The organism is Massilia horti, from assembly GCF_004614195.1.
Classification (GTDB): Bacteria; Pseudomonadota; Gammaproteobacteria; order Burkholderiales; family Burkholderiaceae_D; genus Telluria; species Telluria horti.
The window spans coordinates 1-24,070 of the sequence record NZ_SPUM01000087.1 but is presented as its reverse complement, the minus strand read 5'-3'; the positions used below and the strand labels follow the sequence as shown (position 1 = coordinate 24,070).

Sequence of the window (24,070 nt, the reverse complement as noted above, 5' to 3'; positions counted from 1 at the left end):
CGCCGGCTAGTCAGAGGAAGGCGTGGCGCAGCAGGATTGCGGCACGCTGCAGCGTGGGTACCGTTACCGGCTGGCGCGGATAATTCCAGCCGCGTGCTGCCAGCCGCGCGAGCAGCGCCTGGTACGCCGCACTCATGATGCGCGGCGCGCGCACCGCCCGCGCCCGGCTGCGGCGGGCGATGGCCTCGGCCTGGTCAAAATGCGCGTGCGCTTGCGCAGCGACGCCGTCACAGGCGCGCGGCAATGCTGGATGGGCCGCGATTGAAGCAGTACTGCCAAGTTCAACTCCGGCATCCTGCAACGCCTCGCGCGGCAGGTACATGCGGCCATTCTCCGCATCGTCATCGATGTCGCGCAGGATGTTCGTCAGCTGCAGCGCGCGGCCCAGGTGATGCGCAAGCGCGAGGCCATCGTCGCGCTCCATGCCGAACACGCGCACCGACAGCCGCCCCACGCTGCTTGCCACCCGGTCGCAATACAGGTCGAGGGTGGCGGCATCCGGCGCGCACAGGGCGCTGGTTCCCGCGTCCATCATCATGCCGTCGATGACCGAATGGAAGTCGGCGCGCGCCAGGCCAAACGCCTCGATATGCCGCCGCAGGTCCGGGAGCCTGGCCAGGTCTTGCCCGTCGTAGCAGGCGTCGACGGCGCGCCGCCACCTTTCGAGGCCGGCGCGCCGTTCGCGCGCTGGCGCGTCGCTGTCGGCGATGTCGTCGACTGCGCGGCAAAACGCGTAAATGCCGAACATCGCCGCGCGCTGCGCCGCGGGCAGCACGCGCATCGCCACGTAGAACGAGCTGCGGGACGCCGGATGCGCGGCAGCGGGAACGGTGTCAGGCGAGATAAGGGTGTCGGAACACATCGCAACCACCTTGCTGTTTGTGGTGAGCGGTTTCAATCTAGCTGTTGTTGACGACCAGGCGCGGCTCGGCGGCGCCGAAGCAGCGGCGGATCGAGGCCGCAATGCCCTTGGCGTCCAGGCCCACGGAAGACAGCAGCAGGGCCGGGTCGCCATGCTGGATGAACACGTCGGGCAGGCCGAGCATCAGCAGCGGCTTGACGATCCCGGCCGCGGCCAGCGCTTCGGCCACGGCCGCCCCGGCACCGCCCATCACGCTGCCCTCTTCCACTGTAACCAGCTGGTCGTGCTCGCGTGCGAGCTGCGTCACCAGCTCGACGTCGAGCGGCTTGATAAAGCGCATGTTCGCCACGGTCGCCCCCAGTTCGGCCCCCGCCGCCACGCTGGGCGCAACCATCGGGCCGAACGCCAGGATCGCCAGACCCTTGCCCTGGCGCCTGATCTCGCCCTTGCCGAACGGAACCGTGGAAAGGGCCGGCTCGATCGCCACGCCGGGACCCGCGCCACGCGGATAGCGCACCGCCGCCGGCCCCGGATAGCGGTAGGCGGTGGTGAGCATGCGGCGGCATTCGTTTTCGTCCGAGGCCGCCATCAGCACCATGTTCGGAATGCAGCGCACGAACGCGATGTCGTAATTGCCCGCGTGGGTCGCGCCATCCGCGCCCACCAGCCCGGCACGGTCGAGCGCAAACGTCACGTCCAGGTTCTGCAGCGCCACGTCGTGGATCAACTGGTCGTAGGCGCGCTGCAAAAAGGTGGAATAGATCGCCACCACCGGCTTCATCCCCTCGGTGGCGAGCCCGGCCCCGAAGGTCACCGCATGCTGCTCGGCGATGCCGACGTCGAAATAGCGCTCCGGGAACATCTGCTCGAAGCGCACCAGGCCCGAGCCTTCGCGCATCGCTGGCGTAATACCGACCAGGCGCTCGTCGATCGCCGCCATGTCGCACAGCCAGTTGCCGAATACCTCGGTGTAAGTGGTCTTGGCCACGGCCGGCAGGATGCCTTCGGCCGGATCGAACTTGCCGGTGCCGTGGTACAGGATGGGATCGGCCTCGGCCAGCTTGTAGCCCTGGCCCTTCCTGGTCACCACATGCAGGAACTGCGGGCCCTTGAGCTCGCGCAGGTTCTCCAGCGTCGGGATCAGCGAGTCGAGATCGTGGCCGTCGATCGGGCCGACGTAGTTAAATCCAAACTCCTCGAACATGGTCGCCGGCGGCACCACGAAGCCCTTGGCGTGCTCGGTCAGGCGCCGCGCCAGCGCGCGCACAGGGCCGGGCAGCATCGAATTGCCGACGTCCTTGGCGGCGGCATAAAAGCGCCCGGACATCAAGCGCGCCAGGTAGCGGTTGAGCGCGCCGACCGGCGGCGAGATCGACATGTCGTTGTCGTTCAGGATCACCAGCAGGTTGACGTCCTGCTGCACTCCCGCATTGTTCAACGCTTCGAACGCCATGCCGGCGCTCATCGCGCCGTCGCCGATCACCGCGATCGTGCGCCAGTTTTCGCCCTTGAGCCTGGCCGCCCGGGCCATGCCCAGCGCCGCCGAAATCGAGGTCGACGAGTGCGCCGTGCCGAACGTGTCGTACGGGCTTTCCGAGCGTCGCGGAAAGCCCGAGATGCCCTGCCACTGGCGCAGCGTGTGCATGCGCTCGCGCCGCCCGGTCAGCACCTTGTGGCCGTAGGTCTGGTGTCCCACATCCCAGACCAGCCGGTCGCGCGGCGTATCGAACACGTAATGCAGCGCGATCGTCAGTTCCACCGTGCCCAGGTTCGACGACAAGTGCCCGCCACTGCGCGAGACCGACTCGAGCAGGAACTGGCGCAACTCCTCTGCCAGCAAATTCAACTGCTCCGGCTTGAGCCGGCGAAGTTCGGCCGGATCATTGATTGCCTGTAGTAGTGTCATGTGCGCCCACCTCCGCGCGGATTCGTCCGCGAGTGCGCATCAGCGCCAGCGACTGTTGTATCCGGGCCTTATTTGCAGGCACCTTGATTCGCAACGGATGGCTGACTGCCTCAATTTACAGCATTCTAGAACGATCAAGCCAAGATGGAGAACATGACCCGTCCAAGCGTGCGCGCACCAAGTCCGGCCGGCATGACATCATGCAAACGCCTCGCCGGCACAGGCGATGCGCGAAAAAACCGTCGTTCCCGCGCAGGCGGGAACGACGAAGAACGGTGACAGCGCATAAAAAAAGCTATGTCCCCATTAAGTGTGGAACCGTGCTTAGCTAAGGCGTAGGGTGCGCACCAGTGCGCACGCGGTACAGTTGCACGCCGTTGGCTCCGGTACACACACGTACCGCGTGCGCACAGGTGCGCACCCTACGGCGCGCGTGAGCCCATACTTACCGGTGACATAGCCTAAAAAAAACTCCCCGGCCGTTTCCGGTCCGGGGAGTTTTTTTGTCGGGGTCGCGCGCCTTACTGGTTCTGCAGGAAGGTCTTGAGCTTGTCCGAACGCGAAGGCTGGCGCAGTTTGCTCATGGCCTTGGCTTCGATCTGGCGGATGCGCTCGCGCGTCACGTCGAACTGCTTGCCCACTTCTTCCAGCGTGTGGTCGTTCGACATCTCGACGCCGTAACGCATGCGCAACACCTTCGCTTCGCGCGGGGTCAGCGAGTCCAGCACTTCCTTGATCACGTTGCGCATCGACGCGTGCAGCGCGGCATCCAGCGGCGCCAGCGTCGTGTTGTCCTCGATGAAGTCGCCCAGCTGCGAATCGCCGTCCTCGCCCATCGGCGTTTCCATCGAGATCGGCTCTTTCGCGATCTTCATGATCTCGCGCACCTTCGATTCCGGCATGTCCATCTTCGCTGCCAGCGTCGCCATGTCCGGCTCGCTGCCGGTTTCCTGCATGATCTGGCGCGAGATGCGGTTCATCTTGTTGATCGTCTCGATCATGTGCACCGGCACGCGGATAGTGCGCGCCATGTCCGCGATCGAGCGCGTGATCGCCTGGCGGATCCACCACGTTGCATAGGTCGAGAACTTGTAGCCGCGACGGTATTCGAACTTGTCCACCGCCTTCAGCAGGCCGATGTTGCCCTCCTGGATCAGGTCGAGGAACTGCAGGCCGCGGTTGATGTACTTCTTCGCGATCGAGATCACCAGGCGCAGGTTGGCCACCGTCATTTCGCGCTTGGCGTGGCGGGCGCGCTTTTCGCCGGCCGACATCTGGCGGTTGATCTTGCGCAGGTCGGCCAGCGGCAGCGCCACGCGTGCCTGCAGGTCGATCATGCGCTGCTGCAGCTCCTTGATCGCCGGCAGGTTACGGCTCAGCACTGCGCTGTACGGATACGCGCAGTCCACTTCGCGGTCGCCCCATTCCAGGTCGGTCTCGTTGCCAGGGAAGACCTTGATGAAGTGCGCGCGCGGCATGCCGCAGCGGTTCACGCAGATGTCCAGCACCGCGCGCTCGATCGAGCGCACTTCGTCCATCTGGCCGCGCAGCGTGTCGCACAGCTTCTCGACCACCTTGGCGGTGAAGCGGATGCCCAGCAGTTCGTTCGAGATGATTTCCTGCGCCTTCTCGTAGGCCGGCGAACCGTAGCCGTCGGTCTTGAACGCGTGGCCCATCAGGTCGAACTGCTTTTCGATCACGCCGAACTTGTCGAGCGAACCTTTCTTGAGCTGCGCCAGCTGCTCGGCCGAGTAGCCGGCCGCGCCGCCGCCGGCGTCGCCTTCTTCCCCTTCCTCGACGTCCTCGATGTCATCAATCTCGTCCTCGTCAGCCGCCGCTGCCGGGCTGGCCGGCGCCGCCGAAGCTTCGTCCGGATCGATCAGGCCGTCCACCACGTCGTCGATCTTCATCTCGTCGTTCGCGATCTTGTGCGACAGCGCGATAATCTCGGAGATCGTGGTCGGGCAGGCCGAGATCGCCTGCACCATGTCTTTCAGGCCTTCCTCGATGCGCTTGGCAATCTCGATCTCGCCTTCGCGGGTGAGCAGCGATACCGCGCCCATCTCGCGCATGTACATACGCACCGGGTCGGTGGTGCGGCCGAAGTCGGAATCGACGGTCGAGAGCGCGGTTGCGGCGGCGGCCTCGACCTCGTCCTCGCTGGTCGCCGTGACCACGTTGTCCGACAGCAGCATCATTTCCTCGGCCGGGGCGCGCTCGTAGACCGCGATGCCCATGTCGTTGAAGGTCTGGATGATGCCCTCGATCGCTTCCGGATCGATGATGTTTTCCGGCAGGTGGTCATTGATCTCGGCATGGGTCAGGTAGCCGCGCTCCTTGCCCATGTTGATCAGGCTCTTGAGCTGCTGGCGGCGCTTTTCCAGCTCCGCTTCCGAAAAGCCGGTCTCGCTGCCCAGCACGCCCGGCAGGCCCTTGGCCTTGCGCTCGCGCGCCTTCGACACCGCCTTCAGTTCGGCGCGCTCGACCGCGTTCAGCGCCGCGATCTCATCATTCTCGGGCACGAACTCGCTCGGCTTGCGGCCGCGGCGGCCCGGCACTTTCACGCCCGGCAGCTGGTAGCCCGAGGTATCGATCGAAGCGAGCACGGCGGCATCGGTGGTCTTGCTGACGGCGCCGGCCGCGGTCGCCGCGACAGGCACTTGCGGCTCGATGCGGCGCGCCGCGGTGCGGGTGCGCACCACGCGCGCGACCGGCGCTGCCGCTTCTGCCTGTGCGACCGGTTCCGGCGCCGCCGGCGCCTGCTGCTCTTGCTCTGCTTTCAACGCCGCCAGTTTCGACACACGCTTGCGCACGATTACCGGAGCGGGCGCCACGCTTGTCGGGTTTGCAGCTACAATTTCCTCCGCCGGCGACTCAGCCTGGGGCGCCTGGGCCTCGGTATGAGCCTCACCCGGCGCGGCCTGCTGTACCGGCGCTGCCGGTTCGGCGGCCGTTTCCACCGTCGCCTGCCCAGCCGGTTCGGACTGCTGTTCCGCCTGCGCCTTCAAGGCCGCCAGGCGCGAACCCCTCTTGACCACCGTCACCTTTGCCGCAGCTTCCGTCTCGAGATAGTAGGCGGTCGCAGTTTTCGGCACCGTCAGCGCGGCGGCGCTTTTTGCCGGCGCCTTCTTCGCTGTCAGTGTCAATGTCTTGGCGGTGTTTTTCATAAATAACTCTCCAATCGAGGCGAGTTGCGCGCCTGCGAAGTCAAAAATCCACCTGAGCCGGCGAGTCGGGCTCCGTGGGTTTGGGGGATGACAAGTGGCCCTAGCTAGGGGCAGACTGGCCGGAAATCAAGCGCCGGGGCTCCTGGTCTGGCTCGGCCGCGCATCGAGGCGCAGGCGGCTGGCAGAAATGGGACGGTCTGGCATTGAAATCGCGGTGTGCATGTCGGAACGAAAAAAAGCCCGTCGGATGAAAACGGGCTTGAATCTATTTTTCAAAGGAAGAATAGAGGAGACAGGCCGGATAATACCCCAAAGCAAGTGTTGGCGATAATTCAAATATCCAATACTGGATATAAGCATCGCGCATAGTAGGGGTAATCTCCTGGCTTTCCACCCTTCCGCCCATCTGCGCAGGCGCAAGCCGTACGCAAGGCAAGGGGCGGATCATACACGATTTCTCGGCGCCGCGCCTGCCGTGCCTGCTGGCGAGTTTCGGTCACAACCATGGCAAAACAACATGTCAAGCCTTTACACGCACACGTTGAGCGGGCCGCCATGCTATCCTTCGGGTTCCTGTTCTTACTATGAAGTCAATGAATACCACCAGTTCTGTCGTTGAGTCCGCCGACATTCCCGTCGCCAATCCCGACCAGGCCCCTGCCGAGGCCGCAAACGCTGCGCAAACGCCGGCGCCTGCGGGCACCGTCCAGCCGCTGTCGGCACGCGCGCTGCTCAAGCAATTGCAGCAACAGTATCCGGCCTTCGGCAACTGCCTGCCGCTGGCGATCGGCATCGACAAGCAACTGCTCGCGCGCATGCCGGGCCTGGACCGCAAGACCATGCGCGCCGCCCTGGGCATCCACACCGGCTCGCTGCGCTACCTGCGCGCGATGGAAAAAGCGACCGTGCGCTACGACCTGGACGGCAACCCCGGCGCCGAGGTGACCGACACCCACCGCAAGCACGCCAAGGAAATGCTGCAGCAGCGTTTCAAGAAGGAAGCCGAACGCAAGAAGGCCGAGCGCGAGGCCGCCGCCGCCGAGGAAGCCGCACGCGTGCGCCAGCAAAAGCTGCAGCAGCTGGCATCCAAGTTCTCGCGCAACTGAGCCCGATGCCATCGGCGCCGGCACCGGAGCTGCCGCCCTACGACGGCATCCTGCTGGCCGACGTACGCATCGTCACCACCGAAATCGAGGCGGCCAGCGCGCTGGCCGCCCTTTCCGCGGCCGACGTGCTGGGCTTCGACACCGAATCGAAGCCGACCTTTGCCAAAGGTGAGGTGTCGACCGGGCCGCACCTGGTGCAGCTCGCGACCGACGAACTGGCCTACCTGTTCCAGATCGGCGCCATGCGGCAGGCCGTGCCCGGGCTGGAGGTGCTCAGGACCGTGCTCGAATCGCAGCAGATCTTGAAGGTCGGGTTCGGGCTGTCCGACGACCTCAAGCGGATTCGCGCCAAGCTCGGCATCGAACCGCAAAACGTGCTTGACCTGTCGCGCGCGCTGCGCCGAGGCGAGCGCAACACCGTGGGCGCGAAAGCCGCGGTGGCGCGCTTTTTTGGCCGGCACCTGCAAAAATCCAAACGCATCACCACCACCAACTGGTCGCTGCCAAAGCTGACCGAAAAGCAGATCCTGTACGCGGCTGACGATGCGCATGTGGCGCTGCGCATCTATCGCCATTGGCTCGAGTCACACGGCGTATCGGAGGCGTCGTAGGGTGCGCACCCCGTGCGCACGCGGTACGTGCGTGTGCAGGAGCCAACGGCATTCGAACGTACCGCGTGCGCACAGGTGCGCACCCTACAAAGCTGGTCCTCGGCGCCCCTGAGCACCCTACGAACAATTTCCAACAGAACAAGTTATGATTTCGAGTTGAACTTACTTTCGAAATCATCCATGCCGCTTTTCGTAAAGTTCCACCGTATCGCGTTGTTCGCACTCAGCTGCGCCGCCACCCTGTCCGCCAGCGCCGGCCCACAAGCTGTACCCGATACCCTCGCCCAACGCCTGGTCGCCTGCACCGCGTGCCACGCACGTAAGGATGCGCAGGGCGTCGCCATCAACGACCAGTACTTCCCGCGCATCTCCGGCAAGCCGGCCGGCTACCTGTACAACCAGCTCGTCAATTTCCGCGACGGGAGGCGCCAGTACCCGATGATGAACTACATGGTCAGCCACCTGCCGGATGCCTACCTGCACGAGATCGCGGGTTACTTTGCTGCCGAGCATTTGCCCGCGCCGGCCCCGGCGCCAGCCAGCGTGCCGCAAGCCGTGCTCGATCGCGGCCGCCAGTTGGTCACGCGCGGCGATCCGAGCCTCAAGGTGCCAGCCTGCATTGCCTGCCATGGCGAGAAGCTGACCGGCGTCCTGCCGACGATTCCGGGCCTGGCCGGCCTGCCGCGCGACTACATCAACGCCCAGTTCGGCGCCTGGCGCAATCAGCAGCGCCGCGCCCACGCTCCCGACTGCATGGCGGCAATCTCCGCGCGCCTGAGCCTGGCCGACGTGTCGGCAATCTCGAACTGGATCGCATCCCAGCCGATGCCGGCCGACCCGCGCCCCCTTGACACCATTGCCCGCCCGCTCCCCCTGTCCTGCGGCAGCTTCCCGGACCAGCCATGAAAAAAGCGCTCCTGTACCCGCTCGCGGCCGCTGCCGCCCTCCTGCTCGCCCTGCTGCTGGTTGCCTGGCCACGCGAACAGTTTGTGGCTGCAACCTCGCCGCAGGCATTCGCCATCACGCCCGATAACATCGCGCGCGGCGCCTACCTGGCCCGCGCCGGCGACTGCATGGCCTGCCACACCGAACGCGGCGGCGTCGCCTACGCCGGCGGACGGGCGCTCGACACGCCCTTTGGCCGGGTGTACGCACCGAACATCACGCCGGATCCGGACACCGGCATCGGCCAATGGAATGCGGACGATTTCTGGCGCGCGCTGCACAACGGCAAGTCGCGCGACGGCCGCCTGCTCTACCCTGCCTTCCCCTACCCCAACTACACCCGGGTCACGCGCGAGGACGCCGACGCCCTGTTCGCCTACCTGCGCAGCCTGCCCGCGCACCGGCAGCAAAACCGGCCGCACGCGCTGCGCTTTCCGTACAACCAGCAGGTGATGCTGGCCGGCTGGCGGCTGCTGTACTTCAAGCCGGGCGTGCATGCGCCCGACACGCGGCGCGATGCGGCGTGGAACCGTGGCGCCTACCTGGTCGAGGGGCTCGGCCACTGCAGCGCCTGCCACAGCAGCCGCAACGGGCTGGGCGCGACCGAAGGGCAACTGGCGGGCGGCACGATACCGATGCTCGGCTGGTACGCGCCGCCGCTCACGTCCGGCGCGCCAGCGGGCCTGGACGATTGGGAAAAGGCGCATTTGGTCCAGTTGCTCAAGACCGGTGTGTCGCCGCGCGCGGCCGTGTTCGGGCCGATGGCCGAGGTGGTGTCGCGCAGCCTGCAGCACCTGTCGGACGACGACGTGGCGGCGATGGCGGACTACCTGAAATCATTGCCCGCCGCGCCGGCCGCCCGGCGCCCGGCGCCGCTTGACGACAACACGAAACAGGTCGCCGAGCGCGGACACAAGCTGTACCGCCAGCACTGCGCCGATTGCCACGGTGACGATGGCAAGGGCGCGGCGCCAAGCTACCCGCCGCTGGCCGGCAACCGCGCGCTGGCGATGGACTCGCCGGTGAACGCGATCCGCATGGTGCTCAACGGCGGTTTTCCGCCCGGCACGCAAGGCAATCCGCGGCCGTATGGCATGCCGCCGTATCGGCATCTGATGAATGACGACGAAGTGGCGGCGGTGGTCACCTATCTGCGCACCAGTTGGGGCCACCAGGCCGGCGCTGTGTCGGCGACGCAGGTCAACCGTTACCGGGACGTGCCGGAAGGCTGAGCAGATGATTGCGGACCGTGCGTTGTTTAACGGAATCCGCGCGGTGCGAAGGACTAAGCTTGGCTTTTCTCAGTTGGAACAAGGAGACTGCCATGCCAACAGGAGCCAGCCCCAAACGTGAACGCGAGTACAAGGAACTGGAAAACAAGTTCGAGAAGGAACATCGCTACCCCGGCCGCGAGAAAGAAGTCGCGGCGCGGATCGTGAACAAGCAGCGCGCGCAGCATGGGGAGACCAAGCAGTCCGCGCATCACGGCGCAAGCAAGCAGTCCTCAAAGAAAGGCAACCGATAACGGAGCCGGTCCGATTTGCGGCGGCGCCGCCACAGATCAAAGTTCCGCGTGCGCACAGGTGCGCACCCTACAATGGCTTCGGCAGGTGCCGTAGGGTGCGCACCCGTGCGCACGCGGACATTCGCGCAGTGTTGGCGTTGACTTTTACCGTCCCGCTTGCAGCGAACGCAACCGCTTCACACCATCTCCGCAAACCCGACCCGGTCGGTCGACGCATTGCGCGCATCGTCCACGCTGACCTTGTGCGCCGCCAGCAACGATTCGAGCATCTGATTCATGGTATGGCAACCCGCATCGCGCCCGCTATTCATGTGCGCGCGGATCGCCCCGATATCGCCCGCCTCGAGCATACGCATCACCGCCGGGCTCGGCGTCAGGCACTCGGTGGCCAGGTGGTAGCGGTTACCTTCCAGCGATGGGAGCAGCGCCTGGCACAGCACCCCGCGCAGCGCGTGCGCCAGGGCTTGCGCCTGCGCCTCCGAATTACCAAGCAGGCGCAGCATCTTCTGCAAGCCAAGCTCGGTCGAGCGCGCGTGCAGCGAGGCCAGCACCAGCGGCCCCGACTCGGCCAGCGCCAGCGCCTCCTGCGCGGTCTGGGCGTCGCGGATTTCGCCGATCACGATCACGTCCGGCCGCTCGCGCAGCGCGTCCAGCGCGCCGCGGTAGTAGCTTTCAACGTCGCCGTCCTCGCCCACCTCGCGCTGGGTGATGATCGACATGCGCTGCGGGATCAGGGTCTCGACCGGGTCTTCGATCGTGATGATGTGGCCCGAGCGGTGTTTGTTGATCTCATCGATCATCGACGCGATCGTGGTCGACTTGCCGTGGCAGGTGTCGCCGAGGATCAGCACCAGCCCGCTGGTCAGGCGCGCGAAGTCTTGCTCGTCCGGGTGCAGCCCCAGGTCGGCCAGCGGCAGCGGCTCCTTGGGAAAGCGCCGGATCACGCAACCGAGCCGCTTCTTGCCCTGGAAGCTGAAGCAGTTGGCGCGGATGCGCGCGGTGTGCAGGTCGATCGAACGGTCGAACGCGCGCAGGGCGATGCGCTCGGCCCAGTTCGGCTCGATGACGTCGAAGAATTCTTCCAGTTCTTCCTTGGTGATCGGCGAATCGGTCACCGCCACCAGCCCCTTCGGCTGGCGCAGCATGAGCGGACTGTTCTGGTGGATGATGATGTCCGAGAACACCAGCCGCGAATTGAGCAGGTGCAGGATCTGCTCGACCAGGGTGCCAAACACCGGGTGGTCTTCATTTTCGATGTACGACAGGGTACGGATCTGCGAGGACTGGTGATATTCCATCTGTTCTCTGGCGATGAGCGATTGATGTCAGCATTATAAGACCTGCATCGCCTAAAATTGCATATCCGCAAGATAATTTTTGCTCTGCATCGGCCAGCAGTCCCGGCCCACCGCGCGTGAAGCACGCGTCGAACTCGCGCAAAAAACTACAATACCCTGACGGATGGCGCGAGGGCCAGCCTGAGTGATGCCGGTTCGGCCCGCCAGCCGGGCCAGGAGAAAGGCCATGTGGATTGTTCGGGTTGCGCTGCGCCGGCCGTACACGTTCATCGTGCTTGCGCTGCTGATCGTGTTGGCTGGCACCTTCGCCATCCTGCGCACCGCGACCGATATCTTTCCCGAGATCCGGATCCCGATCGTCAACGTGATCTGGACCTACACCGGCCTGCCGCCGGAAGACATGGCCAACCGCATCGTCTCGTTCTCGGAGCGCGGCGCGCAAACGGTGGTCAATGACGTCGAGCGCACGGAGTCGCAAAACCTGTCCGGCACGGCGCTGGTGAAGTACTACTTCCGGCCCAACGTCAACCTCGACCTCGCCCTGTCGCAGATCACCGGAATCTCGCAGACCCAGCTGCGCTTTACGCCTCCCGGCACCAACCCGCCGATCATCATCACGTATAACGCGTCGAGCGTACCCATCCTCCAGCTCGCGCTGACCAGCGGCGAGCTGTCCGAGGCGCAGATGTTCGACCTTGGGAACACCTTCATCCGCACGGCCCTCTCGACCGTGCAGGGCGCCTCGCTGCCGTTTCCGTACGGCGGCCGCCAGCGCCAGGTCCAGGTCGACCTGGATCCGCCAGCCCTGCGCGCCAGGAACCTGTCGGCGCAGGACGTGGTGGCCGCGATCAATGCGCAGAACCTGATCGTGCCGGCCGGGACCCAGAAAATTGGCGACTTCGAATACAACATCAAGCTCAATTCGAGCCCGCTCCAGATCGAGGAACTGAACAATCTGCCGGTGCGCTCCAGCGGCAACGCCATCACTTTTGTGCGCGACGTGGCGCATGTGCACGACGGATCGGCGCCCCAGACCAACATGGTGCGCGTGAACGGCCAGCGCGCGGTGCTGATGAGCGTGGTCAAGACCGGCACCGCGTCCACCCTCGACGTGGTCGACAGCATCCATCGGCTGCTGCCAGGCATCCGGGCCAGCATGCCGCCGGCGCTGAACATCACCACCACCGGCGACCAGTCGCTGTTCGTGCGCGCCGCGGTGAGCAGCCTGGTGCGCGAGGCGACTATCGCCGCCGCCCTCACCGGGCTCATGATCCTGCTGCTCCTGGCGTCCTGGCGCAGCGCCCTGATCATCACGATCTCGATTCCGCTGTCGGTGCTGGTCTCGCTCATCTGCCTGTCGGCGCTGGGCGAGACCATCAACCTGATGACGCTGGGCGGCCTGGCGCTGGCGGTCGGGGTGCTGGTCGACGACGCGACGGTCGCGATTGAGAACATCAACTGGAACCTGGAACAGGGCAAGGAGGTCGAGCAGGCGATCCTGGACGGCGCGCAGCAGATCGCTGTGCCGGCGCTGGTGGCGACGCTGGCGATCTGCATCGTGTTCGTGCCGATGTTCTTCCTGAAGGGCGTGCCGCGCTTTTTGTTCGTGCCGATGGCCGAAGCCGTGATCTTCGCCATGCTCGCGTCGTACGGGCTGTCGCGCACGCTGGTGCCAACGCTCGCCAAATACTGGCTGCGCGCGCACAAGCCGCAGGAGCAGGCTGCGCCGCGCGGGAACGTGTTCGCGCGGGCTCAAGAGCGCATCGGACACGGCTTCGAATCGCTGCGCGATCGCTATCAGAACACGCTGGGACTGGTGCTGGCGTGGCGCCGGGGCTTCGTGCTTGCCTTTCTCGGCTTTGTGGCGCTCTCGTTCCTGCTGCTGCCCTGGCTCGGGCGCGACTTTTTCCCGTCGGTGGACGCCGGCCAGATCAAGCTGCACCTGCGCGCGCCCACCGGCACCCGGATCGAAGAAACCGCCGCGCTGTGCGACCGGGTCGAGCGAGTGATCCGCCAGGTCATTCCCGCCAACGAACTGGCCAACATGGTCGACAACATCGGCCTGCCGAACAGTGCGATCAACCTCGCCTCCAGTAATTCAGCGCCGGTCGGGCCGGGCGACGCGGACGTCCTGATCTCGCTGAGCGCTGACCACCACAGCACGCACGACTACGAACGCCTGCTGCGCCGCAAACTGAACGAGTCCTTTCCCTCGGTGACCTTCGCCTTCCTGCCGGCCGACATCGTGACCCAGATCCTGAACTTCGGCCTGCCCTCCCCGATCGACGTGCAGGTGGTCGGCTTCGACCAAGAGGCGAACCGCGCGTTCGCGAACCGGCTGTACCAGCAGCTGCGCAAGATACCGGGACTGGCCGACCTGCGCATCCAGCAGGCGCTCGACTACCCCGAGCTGGACGTCGAGGTCAACCGCAGCAAGGCGGCCGAAGTGGGGCTGACCCAGCGCGACGTGGCGACCGACTTGCTGGTCTCGCTGTCCGGCAGCTTCCAGACTTCGCCCAGCTTCTGGGCCGATCCCAAGACCGGCGTGCAGTACAACGTCGCGGTCCAGGCCCCGCAGTATCGGCTGACCACGCTGCAGGACCTGCGCTCGACGCCGATCACCTCCCTTGATCCCGGCTCGGGCACCTCGCAACTGCTGGCCAACCTGTCCACCGTGTCGCGCGGCGTCGGGCCGGCGGTGATCAGCCACTACAACGTCAAGCCGACCATCGACCTCTTCGCCCGGGTCGAGGACAGCGACCTGGGTTCGGTGGCAAACGCGGTGCAGCAGGTGGTCGACCAGTCGCGCAAGGGCCTGCCGCGCGGCAGCGAGCTGGTGGTGCGTGGCCAGGTCGAGACGATGAACGCCTCGTTCACCGGCCTGCAGCTGGGGCTCGCGGCCGCGGTGGTGCTGATCTACCTGCTGATCGTGGTGAACTTCCAGTCCTGGCTCGATCCCTTGATTATCATTACCGTGCTGCCGGCGGCGCTGGCCGGCATCGTCTGGATGCTGTTCGCAACCGGCACGCCGATCAGCGTGCCGGCGCTGACCGGCGCCATCATGTGCATGGGTGTGGCCACCGCCAACAGCATCCTGCTGGTGAGCTTTGCGCGCGAGCGCATGGAGCACGGCATTGACCCCGTCACTGCCGCCCACAGCGCCGGCTACACGCGCTTTCGGCCCGTGCTGATGACGGCGCTGGCGATGATCATCGGGATGTTCCCGCTCGCGCTGGGCCTGGGCGAAGGCGGCGAACAAAACGCGCCGCTCGGCCGCGCCGTCATCGGCGGGCTGCTGTTCGCCACCGTGTCCACGCTGCTGTTCGTCCCCGCCGTGTTCGCCATCATCCACGGCTGGCGCGCCAAGCGCCGCGGCGGCGCGGGAGACGCCCGTGGATAACCCGGCGCAGACGAGTGCAAAGCATGTGCCGAAGGGACTCAAGCGGCTCCTCGCCGCATTGGTGCTGCTGTTTGCCGTGATTGCCGCATGGGGCATCGCGGTCCGGCTGCACGCGCGCGCCGCATTGGAAAAGCGGGCGCAAGAGACCGGCGTGACGCTGGTCGCCGTGACCCGGGTGCGTGCCGGCACCGGCGGCGATAACCTGGTGCTGCCGGGGACCGTGCAGGCGTATGCCGACGCGCCGGTCTATGCGCGCACCACTGGTTATCTCAAACGCTGGTACGTCGACATCGGCGCCAGGGTAAGGGAAGGACAGCTGCTGGCCGAGATCGACACGCCGGAAGTGGACCAGGAGCTGAGGCAGGCGCAGGCAGACCTGGCCACCGCCGAGGCCAACGAGCGCCTGGCCCACACCACCAACGAGCGCTGGCGCAGCCTGCTGGCGACCCAGGCCGTCTCGCGCCAGGACGCCGACGAAAAGGCGGGCGACTTCGCGGCTAAGCACGCGCTCACCGCGTCGGCCAGGGCCAACCTGCTGCGGCTGCGCGACCTGCGCGACTTCCAGCGCGTGGTGGCGCCGTTCGACGGCACGATCACGGCGCGCAGCACCGATATCGGCCACCTCATCACCAGTAATGCGCCGCTGTTCAGCATCGCCGATGCGCGCCGGCTGCGCATCTATGTGCAGGTGCCGCAGCCGTTCGCCCGCAGCATGCAGCCGGGCCTGATGGGCGAAATGCAGTTTGCCGACAAGCCTGGCCGCTGGCCCGCCACCGTGGTGCGCACGGCCGACGCGCTCGACCCGGCCACGCGCACCCTGCAAACCGAGCTACAGGTCGACAATGCGCAGGGTGAACTGCTGCCTGGTTCCTATGCAGATGTCCACTTCAGCCTGCCGGGCGTATCGGGAACACCGCGGATTCCGTCCAGTGCGTTCATTTTTCGCGGGAGCGGACTGTTCGTCGCCACCGTCGGCGCGGACAACCGCGCCAGGCTGCGCCCGATCCAGCCGGGACGCGACTTCGGGACCGAGATCGAGGTAGTAAGCGGGGTCAGTCCGGGCGACGAGATCATCGTCAATCCGCCTGACTCGCTGGTCGACAACCAGCCGGTGCGCATCGCCGGCGGGCAAACGCCGGTCAGCGCGACAGCGCGGCGCTGATCCGGTCGCCGAACAGGGTCAGCGCGACGCCGCCCACCATCACCAGCGCCCCCAGCATGCGCAAGCCCGACACCTTGCGCACGGCCATGCTGACCAGGCCGAAGTTATCGATGGCCATCGACATGAGGAGCTGGCCGGCGATCACCAGCACCACCAAATTGAGCATGCCGATGCGTGGGGCCAGGAAAACCGTACCAAACACGAACGACGCGCCGAGAAAACCACCGCACAGCTTCCAGAACGGCTGGCTGAACGCTGCCGAGACGGCCTCGCCCACACCGCCGCGCGCGGTCGCCACCGCCGCCAGCACCACCGTCCCACACAAAAACGACACCAGCGCCGCACCTACCGAGTTGGCGCCGATCGCCATGGCCAGCTGGCTGTTCACCGCTGCCTGCACCGAAAACGCGACACCCACACAAAACGCCATCAACAACAAAACCAGATTCATTGCACTTTCTTGGCTCGGCAGAACCGAGCTTTCACCCAAAAAAAGTGGAGGATTGTAGTACAAGCAGCACAATGATGCAGGAAGGCAAATGAAACAGGCAGCACCAAACAACCCCGCCAATGCGCATCCTGGCGCGCCATTGCTGCAATTTGTCGCAATTTGGCGGCACTGCCGGGATCGCTTTGGCTAAGATGTTGCTACCAGCACTTGCTGATCCATTCATTTCGTACAGGGGAGAACAACATGAACAATACTTTCACCCAACGACGCCGCAGCCTGCTGCTGGCCGCCTGCGCCGTCGCCCTCGCCGCGCCGGTGCCGCAAGCGCTGGCGTTCTCGTTTTGGGGCGAAAAAGTCCAGGGCAGCGGCCGCGTGATCACGCAAGCGCGCGAGGTCGGCCACTTCCAGGGCCTGTCGCTGGACGTGCCGGGCAATGTCGAGCTGCGCATCGGGAATTCGGAAAGCGTGACCGTCGAGACCGACGACAACCTGCAGCCGCTGGTGGAAACGGTGGTCGAGGACGGCATGCTGAAGATCCGCCCGTCGCGGCGCAACCTGAACCTGAACACGCGCACGCTCAGGATCGTGGTGCAGGCGCGCACGATCGACCGTCTCAACGTGGCCGGTTCGGGCTCGGTCAGTGCGGACGCGCTGCGCGCGCCCAAGTTGGACCTTCACATCGGCGGCTCGGGCAACATCAGTGTCAAGGGCGTGGACACTGACGCGCTGGTGATCAACCTGGGTGGCAGCGGCGCGCTAGTGACCGGCAGCGGCAACGCACGGCAAGTGTCGGTGAAGATTGCCGGATCGGGCAATGTGGACGTGGGCCGGGTGAAGGCGGAAGACGTCAGCGTCAAGGTAGCCGGTTCGGGCGACACCACGGCGTGGGCGACCAAGACGCTGGCGGTGAAAATCGCCGGATCGGGCGACATCAAGTACTACGGCGATCCGGCGCTGAGCAGGTCGGTGGCGGGGTCGGGGGATGTGAAGCGGCTCGGCGACGCGCCGCGGTAAAAGGAAAAACGCAGGCGCCAGCGTACACCGTAGGGTGTGCAGCTTTGCTGCGCACGCGGTCACCGCGTGCTGACCTGCGGTTGCAGCTTCGTTACGCGGCGCTCGCGAACCGTGTGCGCATGCGCTCGGCGATCACGTCTCGGGAGCCTGTCGGCTGAACCGTTGGCGGTGCTCGCAATCCGCGTGCGCAGCAAAGCTGCACACCCTACGGTTCAGTACTACTAGCGCCCCCCCGGCGCAACGTATCCCAGCGGCTTGACCGGCGCCTCGACTTGCACCTCCTGCCGCTTGTGCTGGCGGTCTTCCACCACCAGCGTGAGCGGTACCGTCTCGCCTTCCTTGAGCTGCTGCTTCAGGTCGAACAGCATCACGTGGTAGCCGCCCGGTCCCAGGGTCACGGTCTGCCCGGCAGGCAGGTCGATCGCGTCCACGGCGCGCATCTTCATCGACTGCCCCTGCATCTCCATCTTGTGCAGCTCGGCGTTGCCCGCCACCGGCGAGCGCACGCCCACCACGCGCGCGTCGGTAGGCGAGCGCAACTGCATGAAGGCACCCGAGACCTTTTGGGCCGGCACCGTCGCGCGCACCCAGGGGTCGGTCACCACAACCTGGGCCAGTGCGGCGCTTGAAAACAGCGCGGCCGCAGCCAGCGCAACAATCTTCGTCGGTTTCATGTTTTTGATTATAGCCTCCTACTTGCCGCCCTTGAGGATTTCGCGTTCGATTAATACCGTTTCCGTGCCGTCGGTCAGCCATACCTGGCCGTCCTGGATTGTGCATTGTAGCTGCATTGTGCGCTTGGCCATCTTCTCCAGCTGCTGGCTTGCTTCGGACGGGATGTTCACGATGGTCAGGTTTTTCGCGCGATCGACCTTGCCGGCGAGCTGCTTGAACCAGATGTGGCTGGTGGCGCTGTAGCTGTACACGAACACATGTTCGGAGCGCCCGCAGGCTTTCATGAGGCGCTTGTCGTCCGGCTGGCCGACCTCGATCCAGGTTTGGATCGCGCCGGTCAGGTCCTTCTGCCACAGGGCCGGCTCGTCGACGTCGAACAGGTCCTTGGTGTAGGTCAGCGCCGGGTCGGCGTGCAATGCGAACGCGAGCACGCGGATCATCACGCGCTCGTCGGTTTCCGACGGATGGCGCGCGATCGTCAGCGCGTGTTCCTGGTAGTAGTTGCGGTCCATGTCCGCGATCTGCAGGTCTGCCTTGTAGATGGTTGCCTTGAGGGCCATTGATGCTGCTTTCCTTGGTTACTTGAAGACGACGGTCTTGTCGCCGTTTTGCAGGATGCGGTGCTCGACGAACCACTTGACCGCGCGCGCCAGCACCACGCACTCGACGTCGCGCCCGATGGCGGTCAGTTCCTCGACCTCCATCGCGTGGTCGACCCGTTCGACGTCCTGTTCGATGATCGGCCCTTCGTCCAGGTCGCCGGTCACGAAGTGCGCGGTGGCGCCGATCAGCTTGACGCCGCGCCGGTGCGCCTGTGCGTAGGGACGCGCACCCTTGAAGCTGGGCAGGAACGAGTGGTGGATGTTGATCGCCCTGCCCTTGAGCGCTTCGCACAGCTGTGGCGACAGGATTTGCATGTAGCGCGCCAGCACCACCAGGTCGACCTGGTGGGTGTCGAGCAGCTCCAGCAAGCGCGCCTCCTGGGCCAGCTTGGCTTCTTCGCTTGCGCCGCTGGCCAGCGGCAGGTGGTGGAACGGAATGTTGTAGCTTGCCGCGAGCTGGTAGAAATCCATGTGGTTCGACACGATCGCCGGTATCTCGACCGGCAGCAGGCCACTCTTGTACCGAAACAGCAGGTCGTTCAGGCAGTGGCCGATCTTCGAGACCATGATCAGCACGCGCGGCTTTTTATGCGCGTCGTGCAGCTGGCCCTGCATCCCCGCCTCGCGGCACAGTGCGGCAAAACCGGCGCGCAACACAGCGTCGCCGATCGCCTCGTGTTCGAGCGCGAAATGCACCCGCATGAAGAACATGCCGGTTTCGCTGTCGCCGAACTGCGCCGAATCGATGATGTTGCAGCCGTGTTCGGCCAAAAAGCCGGACACGCGATGGACGATACCGCGCCGGTCCAGGCACGACAGGGTCAGGATGTACTCCGGATACGTCATGGATCACTCAGGTGGTTGGTCGGGCTAGCCGGCTATTGTCGCACGGGATGGCGAAATCATCCATTCATACCAACGGGTCACCGGCTGGCCCGCCCGCCAGGCGGCGCCCCTGCCACTTGACTGAACCTGCGTACCCCGCAAATTCGGCGAACTTGGGGCATCAAACAACGTCCTATCGCAAGCTCTTTCGCGAGCGCAGGCCGCAGAAAGGGGTGTCCAATGAATTTTACCTAGAGGAAAACATGCAAGCCTACCCGAACAACCCTGCCCTGAGGGGGCACCTCGAATCACAGGTCAATTTCCTGTCCGAGCTGACGCAAAAAACTTACGACTCGATGCGCAAGTTGAGCGAACTGAACATGCACCTGGCCCAGCAGATGATCGAAGACTCGATGAACATGGGGCGCTCGATGATGCAGTGCTCCGACCCGTTCCAGATGACCTCGACGGCGATGAACGGGCTGCAGCCGGCGACCGAACACCTGCGCACCTACCAGCAGCAGCTCATGGGCGTGCTGGCGGGCGCGCAGGTGGACTTGACCAGGAGTGCCGAGACCAGCATTTCGGAAGCGAGCCGCAGCGCCAGCGCCATGGCCGACCAGATGGTGCGCAGCGCCTCCGCCTCGGCCACCGCGGCCGAAAACGCCGCCGGCAGCGCCGCGCGCAACGCCGGTTGACAGGGGGCGCCGATGGTCAGACCCGAACGGCGCCGTAGCGCCATGGACGCGCTCGAGCTGCTGCGGACCGAACACGAGAAGGTGCGCGCCCTGTTGCGCCAATTCGAGGAACTGCGCGCCATCGAGGACGAGGACGAACGCAAGGCTGAGCTGGTGGATGAAATCTGTTACGAGCTGACGCTGCACACGATGCTGGAAGAAGAAATCTTTTATCCGGCGCTGCGCGCGGCGCAATTGGATGCCGACATGATGGACGAGGCCGACGTCGAGCATGCGGGCGCGCGCGAGCTGATCAGCCAGCTCGAAGTGATGTACCCGGGCGACGATCACTTCGACGCCACCGTGGTTGTGCTGGGCGAGGAAATCGCCCACCACATCGACAAGGAGGAAGGCGAGATGTTCGCGGCGGCACGTGCCGCGGGCATCGACCTGGCGGCCCTCGCGTTGCTGCTCACGGCGCGCCGCGAGCAGCTGGAGGAAGACCTGTCCTCGCCCGCCTCGATCGAGACGTTCGAACCGCACGGCGGCTCGCGGCGCTCGCCGCGCCCGCCCAACTAGGCGGCGGAACTATTGAAATGGCGGCCTCTCTAACCCACGAGCGCATTAGTGCTGCGCTCGCAGCGTCCAACTTTGACACCATGGGCACACAAGGAGATCGATATGGCGACAGGTAAGGAAAGCGGCAAAGGCGCGGCCGGCGCGGCCGGTCCGGGCGGCCCCGCACAAAAGACTCCGGCCAAGCGCGGCTTCGCTGCGATGGACCAGAACCAGCAGCGCGAGATCGCCAGCAAGGGCGGCCAGGCTGCACACCAAAAAGGAACGGCACACGAATTCGATTCGGAAGAAGCACGCCGTGCGGGACAAAAAGGCGGCGAGGCAGTCAGCCGCAACCGTGCACACATGGCCGACATCGGCCGCAAAGGCGGCGAGAGCCGGCAGTCGGCTCACCGGGCCGCAGCAGCGGCTGCAGCGGCGGCCAAGGGCAGCCGCCAGGGCGGCAAGGAAGAATAAGGCCGTGCTGGCGCCATCATCCGGCATTTTCCCCTGTCACCCAATAAGCAAAACCTTCTACCAGTTCAGCGCGGGCCGGGCGCATGCTCAGGCCCGTTTTTTTGCGCCCAGACTGAAGTAGCCGGCGGGGTGCGCTCAGTCCAACTGGCCATCATGAAAGAAGACGAAATACACCGGCTCCTCCTTGTCGCTCACGATCAGCGCCGTGCAGCCATGTTCGTCGGTGACGCCATCGAACCTGCGGCCATCGTTCAAGTGGGCTACATACCGCACGTTCGGCAGCGGCTCATCCGTCTGCCGATCACGCACGACCAGACGCTCATCGGTGCGCACCGGCGGCAGGGGGATGGTCGATACATCCATGACAGGTCCGTCTTTCCATTCGTCTGGTCCTCATCTGCACCCAGCGAGGGCGTACTGACCTGTTATCTTGGCACAAGAGAATGTGGATGAGGTTGAGAAATAGCAGACACGGTTGCGCTAACAATGTCGCTTTGGCGCGACAACGTCGGGATCAGGGCCTCAAGCCGGCATCGAGCACCGGCACCGCGGCATCGACCAGGCGCCGTACCAGCACGTCGGGATCGCGCTCCACATGCAGCATGGCCGCGTGCTGCGGCCGCACGAAACCTTCCTCTTGCAGGTGGCCCACGAAGGACACCAGGCCCTCGTAAAAGCCGTTCACGTTGAACAGGCCAATCGGCTTGGCATGGATGCCCAGCTGCGACCAGGTCACCATCTCGAACAGCTCCTCGAGCGTGCCCATCCCGCCCGGCATAGCGATGAAGCCTTCGGCCAGGTCCGACATCATCGCCTTACGCTCGTGCATATCCTTGACCACGAACATCCGGGTCAGGCCTTCGTGCCCGACCTCGCGTTCGAGCAGCGCGCGCGGAATCACGCCGGTGGCCTCGCCGCCCAGGCGCAGGACTTCGTCCGCGATCACGCCCATCAGGCCGACCTTGCCGCCGCCGTAGACCAGACCGATGTTATGTTCGACCAGGGCACGCGCCAGCAGGCGCGCGCCTTCTGCGTACAGGGGTTTGGCGCCCAGCGAGGCGCCGCAATAGACTGCGATCGATTTCATGAAATCCTTGGAAAATGACGTTACAGGAACTCGAGGGCGCCGCGCCCTTCGTCGGAGAGCTTTTTCAGGAACTCGCCGGACAGCTTCTCGAACAGCACGCGGGTGTCGCCGCGCAGGTAGGGACCGAGCATCGACAGCACCTGGTAGCAGCCGCGCGCCAGCGCATCGGCGATCGCCTGCTGCTCGCTGTAGCGGCGCGGATTGCGCACGTATTCATACGACAGCCAATAGGTCGCGACCACCACCATGTTGGTGGCCATCGCGCCGATCTGCTGGTCGGTGGCCTCGAGCGACTGCTCGCTGCGCAGGTCCTCGCACAGCTGGCGCGCGACCTTGATCTTGTGGGCGAGGATGGCCTTGAAGTGCAGTTCGAGCTTGCGGTTACGCGACAGCAGGTCGTTCAGGTCGCGGTAGAAAAAGCGGTAGCGCCAGATCAGCTCGAACATCAGGTGCAGGTACAGCCACACGTCTTCCATGTTCGAGCGGCGCCCGGCCGGCACGGTCAGCATGCGTTCGATCTCCGCCTCGAACTGGGCGAACAGCGAATTGACGATGTCGTCCTTGTTGCGGAAGTGGTAGTACAGGTTCCCGGGCGAGATGTTCATCTCTTCCGCGATGACGGTCGTCGTGATGTTCGGCTCGCCGAATTCGTTGAACAGCCGGAGCGACAGTTCAAGGATGCGTTCACGGGTTCGGCGGGGAGCTTTTTGTAGCATGGATGACGGCGGTTATCTGGTCATCCTCAAGCATAACACCAACACTCCTTTGGCGACACCGGCAGGGGCGGCCCGCCAACGCGGCTGGCAGCGTATCGCGCCGCTAAACAGCCGGTCCGGAACCTGAGCGCAGGCGCTGTTGCCGGAACGCCGAGTGCAGCGCAGCGCGCAGCGCGGCGGCGTTCCATGGCTTGGCCAGGTACTGGTCGGCCGCGCCGCTCGCCAATGCCGCCCCGATCGCCCCCTCCTCCTTCTGAGCGGACAGGATGATGCGCCAAATGTGCGGATACTGGCGTCGCACATGCGCGGCCAGCTCGTCCCCGCTCATGCCCGGCATGCACTGGTCGGACAGCATGACCTGCACGTCGTTGCCGGCCAGCCGGGCCAGCGCCTCGTCGCCCGATTGCGCGAGCAGGATACGCCAACCGGTCGACGCCAGCATGTCGGCCAGCAGGTCGAGCATGAAGCGGTCGTCATCGACCACCAGCAGCGTTGGCGCCGGCGGCAGGAACGCCTCGATCTCGGCCACAAAGCTGTCAGGCTCGATCGGCTTGGCGATATAACCGTCAAAGCCTGCGGCCAGCAATGCGGTGGACGCGCTGCCGGGGCCGGGAGCTGCCAGCAGCGGCACGCCGGACAGCGCCGCGCTCGCACGCAGCGGCACGGCCAGGCCAGCGACGGGGACGGGATCGCACACGACCAGGTCCGGCGCCTGCTCGCGCGCCGCCTGCAGCGCGCCGGTCAGGTCGCGTGCGCGGCACACCGCGTGGCCGGCATTGCGCAGCAGCGCCTCCATCTGCGCGGCTTGGTCAGTATCGTCGTCGATGATGAGAATGCGTGCGGCCACTGCGCCCCCCGGGAATCGGCAAACCGCGACTGTATCACGGCCCGGGCTCGGGCTCGCCGGTGCGGGCGAGCGCGCCGATCTCGCCCATCACCTCGGCCAGCACGCCCGGATGGCTGCCGAGCGCCACGTGGCCGACGCCGCCGAATTCGACATTGCGCGCGC

At 65.4% G+C, this 24,070-nt stretch carries 23 protein-coding genes; 11 read left to right on the top strand and 12 right to left on the bottom strand.

Annotated features, from left to right (window positions below; translation table 11 throughout):
• Positions 1-10: 10 nt before the first annotated feature.
• From hpnD to rpoD, 3 genes are all read right to left on the bottom strand, one after another.
• Entirely contained in the window at positions 11-862 is an 852-nt protein-coding gene (hpnD, locus tag E4O92_RS13225) for a presqualene diphosphate synthase HpnD (protein WP_135190243.1), read from the bottom strand.
• Positions 863-899: 37 nt separating this feature from the next.
• Complete coding sequence (gene dxs, locus E4O92_RS13220; protein WP_135190242.1) at positions 900-2,768, bottom strand: 1-deoxy-D-xylulose-5-phosphate synthase; 1,869 nt, start codon at positions 2,766-2,768, stop codon at positions 900-902.
• Positions 2,769-3,289: 521 nt separating this feature from the next.
• Positions 3,290-5,935: an RNA polymerase sigma factor RpoD gene (gene rpoD / locus E4O92_RS13215; protein ID WP_135190241.1), complete on the bottom strand. Its 2,646-nt coding sequence runs from the start codon at positions 5,933-5,935 to the stop codon at positions 3,290-3,292.
• A gap of 584 nt (positions 5,936-6,519) precedes the next feature.
• Between rpoD and E4O92_RS13210 the strand changes: the two genes are divergently transcribed.
• The 5 genes from E4O92_RS13210 (at position 6,520) to E4O92_RS13190 (ending at position 10,122) form a co-directional block, all read left to right on the top strand.
• Positions 6,520-7,041 (top strand): ProQ/FINO family protein, encoded by a 522-nt coding sequence (locus tag E4O92_RS13210; protein WP_370660008.1) that lies wholly within the window; start codon positions 6,520-6,522, stop codon positions 7,039-7,041.
• Positions 7,042-7,046: 5 nt separating this feature from the next.
• Positions 7,047-7,652 (top strand): 3'-5' exonuclease, encoded by a 606-nt coding sequence (locus tag E4O92_RS13205; RefSeq protein ID WP_135190239.1) that lies wholly within the window; start codon positions 7,047-7,049, stop codon positions 7,650-7,652.
• A gap of 180 nt (positions 7,653-7,832) precedes the next feature.
• Entirely contained in the window at positions 7,833-8,558 is a 726-nt protein-coding gene (locus E4O92_RS13200) for a c-type cytochrome (RefSeq protein ID WP_229483337.1), read from the top strand.
• The gene (locus E4O92_RS13195) at positions 8,555-9,829 is read left to right on the top strand and encodes a c-type cytochrome (protein WP_135190238.1); all 1,275 of its coding nucleotides are present in this window, start codon (positions 8,555-8,557) and stop codon (positions 9,827-9,829) included. Before E4O92_RS13200 ends, E4O92_RS13195 begins: the two co-directional genes overlap by 4 nt.
• A gap of 92 nt (positions 9,830-9,921) precedes the next feature.
• Positions 9,922-10,122 (top strand): hypothetical protein, encoded by a 201-nt coding sequence (locus E4O92_RS13190; protein ID WP_135190237.1) that lies wholly within the window; start codon positions 9,922-9,924, stop codon positions 10,120-10,122.
• 176 nt (positions 10,123-10,298) lie between these two features.
• Here E4O92_RS13190 and E4O92_RS13185 read toward each other — a convergent pair whose 3' ends face one another.
• Positions 10,299-11,420, bottom strand: coding sequence for a type IV pilus twitching motility protein PilT (locus tag E4O92_RS13185; RefSeq protein ID WP_135190236.1), 1,122 nt, complete (start codon positions 11,418-11,420; stop codon positions 10,299-10,301).
• A gap of 226 nt (positions 11,421-11,646) precedes the next feature.
• On the opposite strand from E4O92_RS13185, the gene E4O92_RS13180 reads away from it, so the two are divergent.
• Both E4O92_RS13180 and E4O92_RS13175 read left to right on the top strand, forming a co-directional pair.
• Positions 11,647-14,820 (top strand): efflux RND transporter permease subunit, encoded by a 3,174-nt coding sequence (locus E4O92_RS13180; protein ID WP_135190235.1) that lies wholly within the window; start codon positions 11,647-11,649, stop codon positions 14,818-14,820.
• On the top strand, positions 14,813-15,982 hold the full coding sequence (locus E4O92_RS13175) for an efflux RND transporter periplasmic adaptor subunit (protein WP_206076865.1): 1,170 nt from the start codon (positions 14,813-14,815) through the stop codon (positions 15,980-15,982). Before E4O92_RS13180 ends, E4O92_RS13175 begins: the two co-directional genes overlap by 8 nt.
• Here the strand turns inward: E4O92_RS13175 and E4O92_RS13170 are convergent.
• Positions 15,960-16,433, bottom strand: coding sequence for a DMT family transporter (locus E4O92_RS13170; protein ID WP_135190234.1), 474 nt, complete (start codon positions 16,431-16,433; stop codon positions 15,960-15,962). The genes E4O92_RS13175 and E4O92_RS13170 overlap by 23 nt on opposite strands.
• A gap of 243 nt (positions 16,434-16,676) precedes the next feature.
• Between E4O92_RS13170 and E4O92_RS13165 the strand changes: the two genes are divergently transcribed.
• Complete coding sequence (locus E4O92_RS13165) at positions 16,677-17,447, top strand: head GIN domain-containing protein (RefSeq protein WP_135190233.1); 771 nt, start codon at positions 16,677-16,679, stop codon at positions 17,445-17,447.
• 221 nt (positions 17,448-17,668) lie between these two features.
• Here the strand turns inward: E4O92_RS13165 and E4O92_RS13160 are convergent, their stop codons facing one another.
• Genes E4O92_RS13160 through purU form a run of 3 tightly spaced genes read right to left on the bottom strand, consistent with a single transcriptional unit; the run spans position 17,669 to position 19,570 of the window.
• Positions 17,669-18,121 (bottom strand): copper chaperone PCu(A)C, encoded by a 453-nt coding sequence (locus E4O92_RS13160; protein ID WP_206076864.1) that lies wholly within the window; start codon positions 18,119-18,121, stop codon positions 17,669-17,671.
• An 18-nt stretch (positions 18,122-18,139) separates the two neighbouring features.
• Positions 18,140-18,682 carry a YaeQ family protein gene (locus E4O92_RS13155; RefSeq protein WP_135190231.1) on the bottom strand — a complete coding sequence of 181 codons (543 nt, stop codon included), beginning with the start codon at positions 18,680-18,682 and terminating at the stop codon, positions 18,140-18,142.
• An 18-nt stretch (positions 18,683-18,700) separates the two neighbouring features.
• The gene (gene purU / locus E4O92_RS13150) at positions 18,701-19,570 is read right to left on the bottom strand and encodes a formyltetrahydrofolate deformylase (protein ID WP_135190230.1); all 870 of its coding nucleotides are present in this window, start codon (positions 19,568-19,570) and stop codon (positions 18,701-18,703) included.
• A gap of 242 nt (positions 19,571-19,812) precedes the next feature.
• Here purU and E4O92_RS13145 point away from each other — a divergent pair, with 242 nt between their 5' ends.
• The 3 genes from E4O92_RS13145 (at position 19,813) to E4O92_RS13135 (ending at position 21,258) form a co-directional block, all read left to right on the top strand.
• Positions 19,813-20,247: a phasin family protein gene (locus tag E4O92_RS13145; RefSeq protein ID WP_167759781.1), complete on the top strand. Its 435-nt coding sequence runs from the start codon at positions 19,813-19,815 to the stop codon at positions 20,245-20,247.
• Positions 20,248-20,259: 12 nt separating this feature from the next.
• On the top strand, positions 20,260-20,805 hold the full coding sequence (locus tag E4O92_RS13140; RefSeq protein WP_229483335.1) for a hemerythrin domain-containing protein: 546 nt from the start codon (positions 20,260-20,262) through the stop codon (positions 20,803-20,805).
• A gap of 102 nt (positions 20,806-20,907) precedes the next feature.
• Complete coding sequence (locus E4O92_RS13135) at positions 20,908-21,258, top strand: KGG domain-containing protein (RefSeq protein WP_135190228.1); 351 nt, start codon at positions 20,908-20,910, stop codon at positions 21,256-21,258.
• A 135-nt stretch (positions 21,259-21,393) separates the two neighbouring features.
• Here E4O92_RS13135 and E4O92_RS13130 read toward each other — a convergent pair whose 3' ends face one another.
• The 4 genes from E4O92_RS13130 to E4O92_RS13115 form a co-directional block, all read right to left on the bottom strand.
• Positions 21,394-21,621, bottom strand: a complete 228-nt coding sequence (locus E4O92_RS13130) for a hypothetical protein (protein WP_135190227.1) — start codon at positions 21,619-21,621, stop codon at positions 21,394-21,396.
• A gap of 151 nt (positions 21,622-21,772) precedes the next feature.
• Positions 21,773-22,345 carry an LOG family protein gene (locus tag E4O92_RS13125; protein ID WP_135190226.1) on the bottom strand — a complete coding sequence of 191 codons (573 nt, stop codon included), beginning with the start codon at positions 22,343-22,345 and terminating at the stop codon, positions 21,773-21,775.
• 20 nt (positions 22,346-22,365) lie between these two features.
• The gene (locus tag E4O92_RS13120; RefSeq protein WP_135190225.1) at positions 22,366-23,061 is read right to left on the bottom strand and encodes a TetR/AcrR family transcriptional regulator; all 696 of its coding nucleotides are present in this window, start codon (positions 23,059-23,061) and stop codon (positions 22,366-22,368) included.
• Positions 23,062-23,164: 103 nt separating this feature from the next.
• Positions 23,165-23,908 (bottom strand): response regulator transcription factor, encoded by a 744-nt coding sequence (locus E4O92_RS13115; protein ID WP_135190224.1) that lies wholly within the window; start codon positions 23,906-23,908, stop codon positions 23,165-23,167.
• Positions 23,909-24,070: the final 162 nt, after the last annotated feature.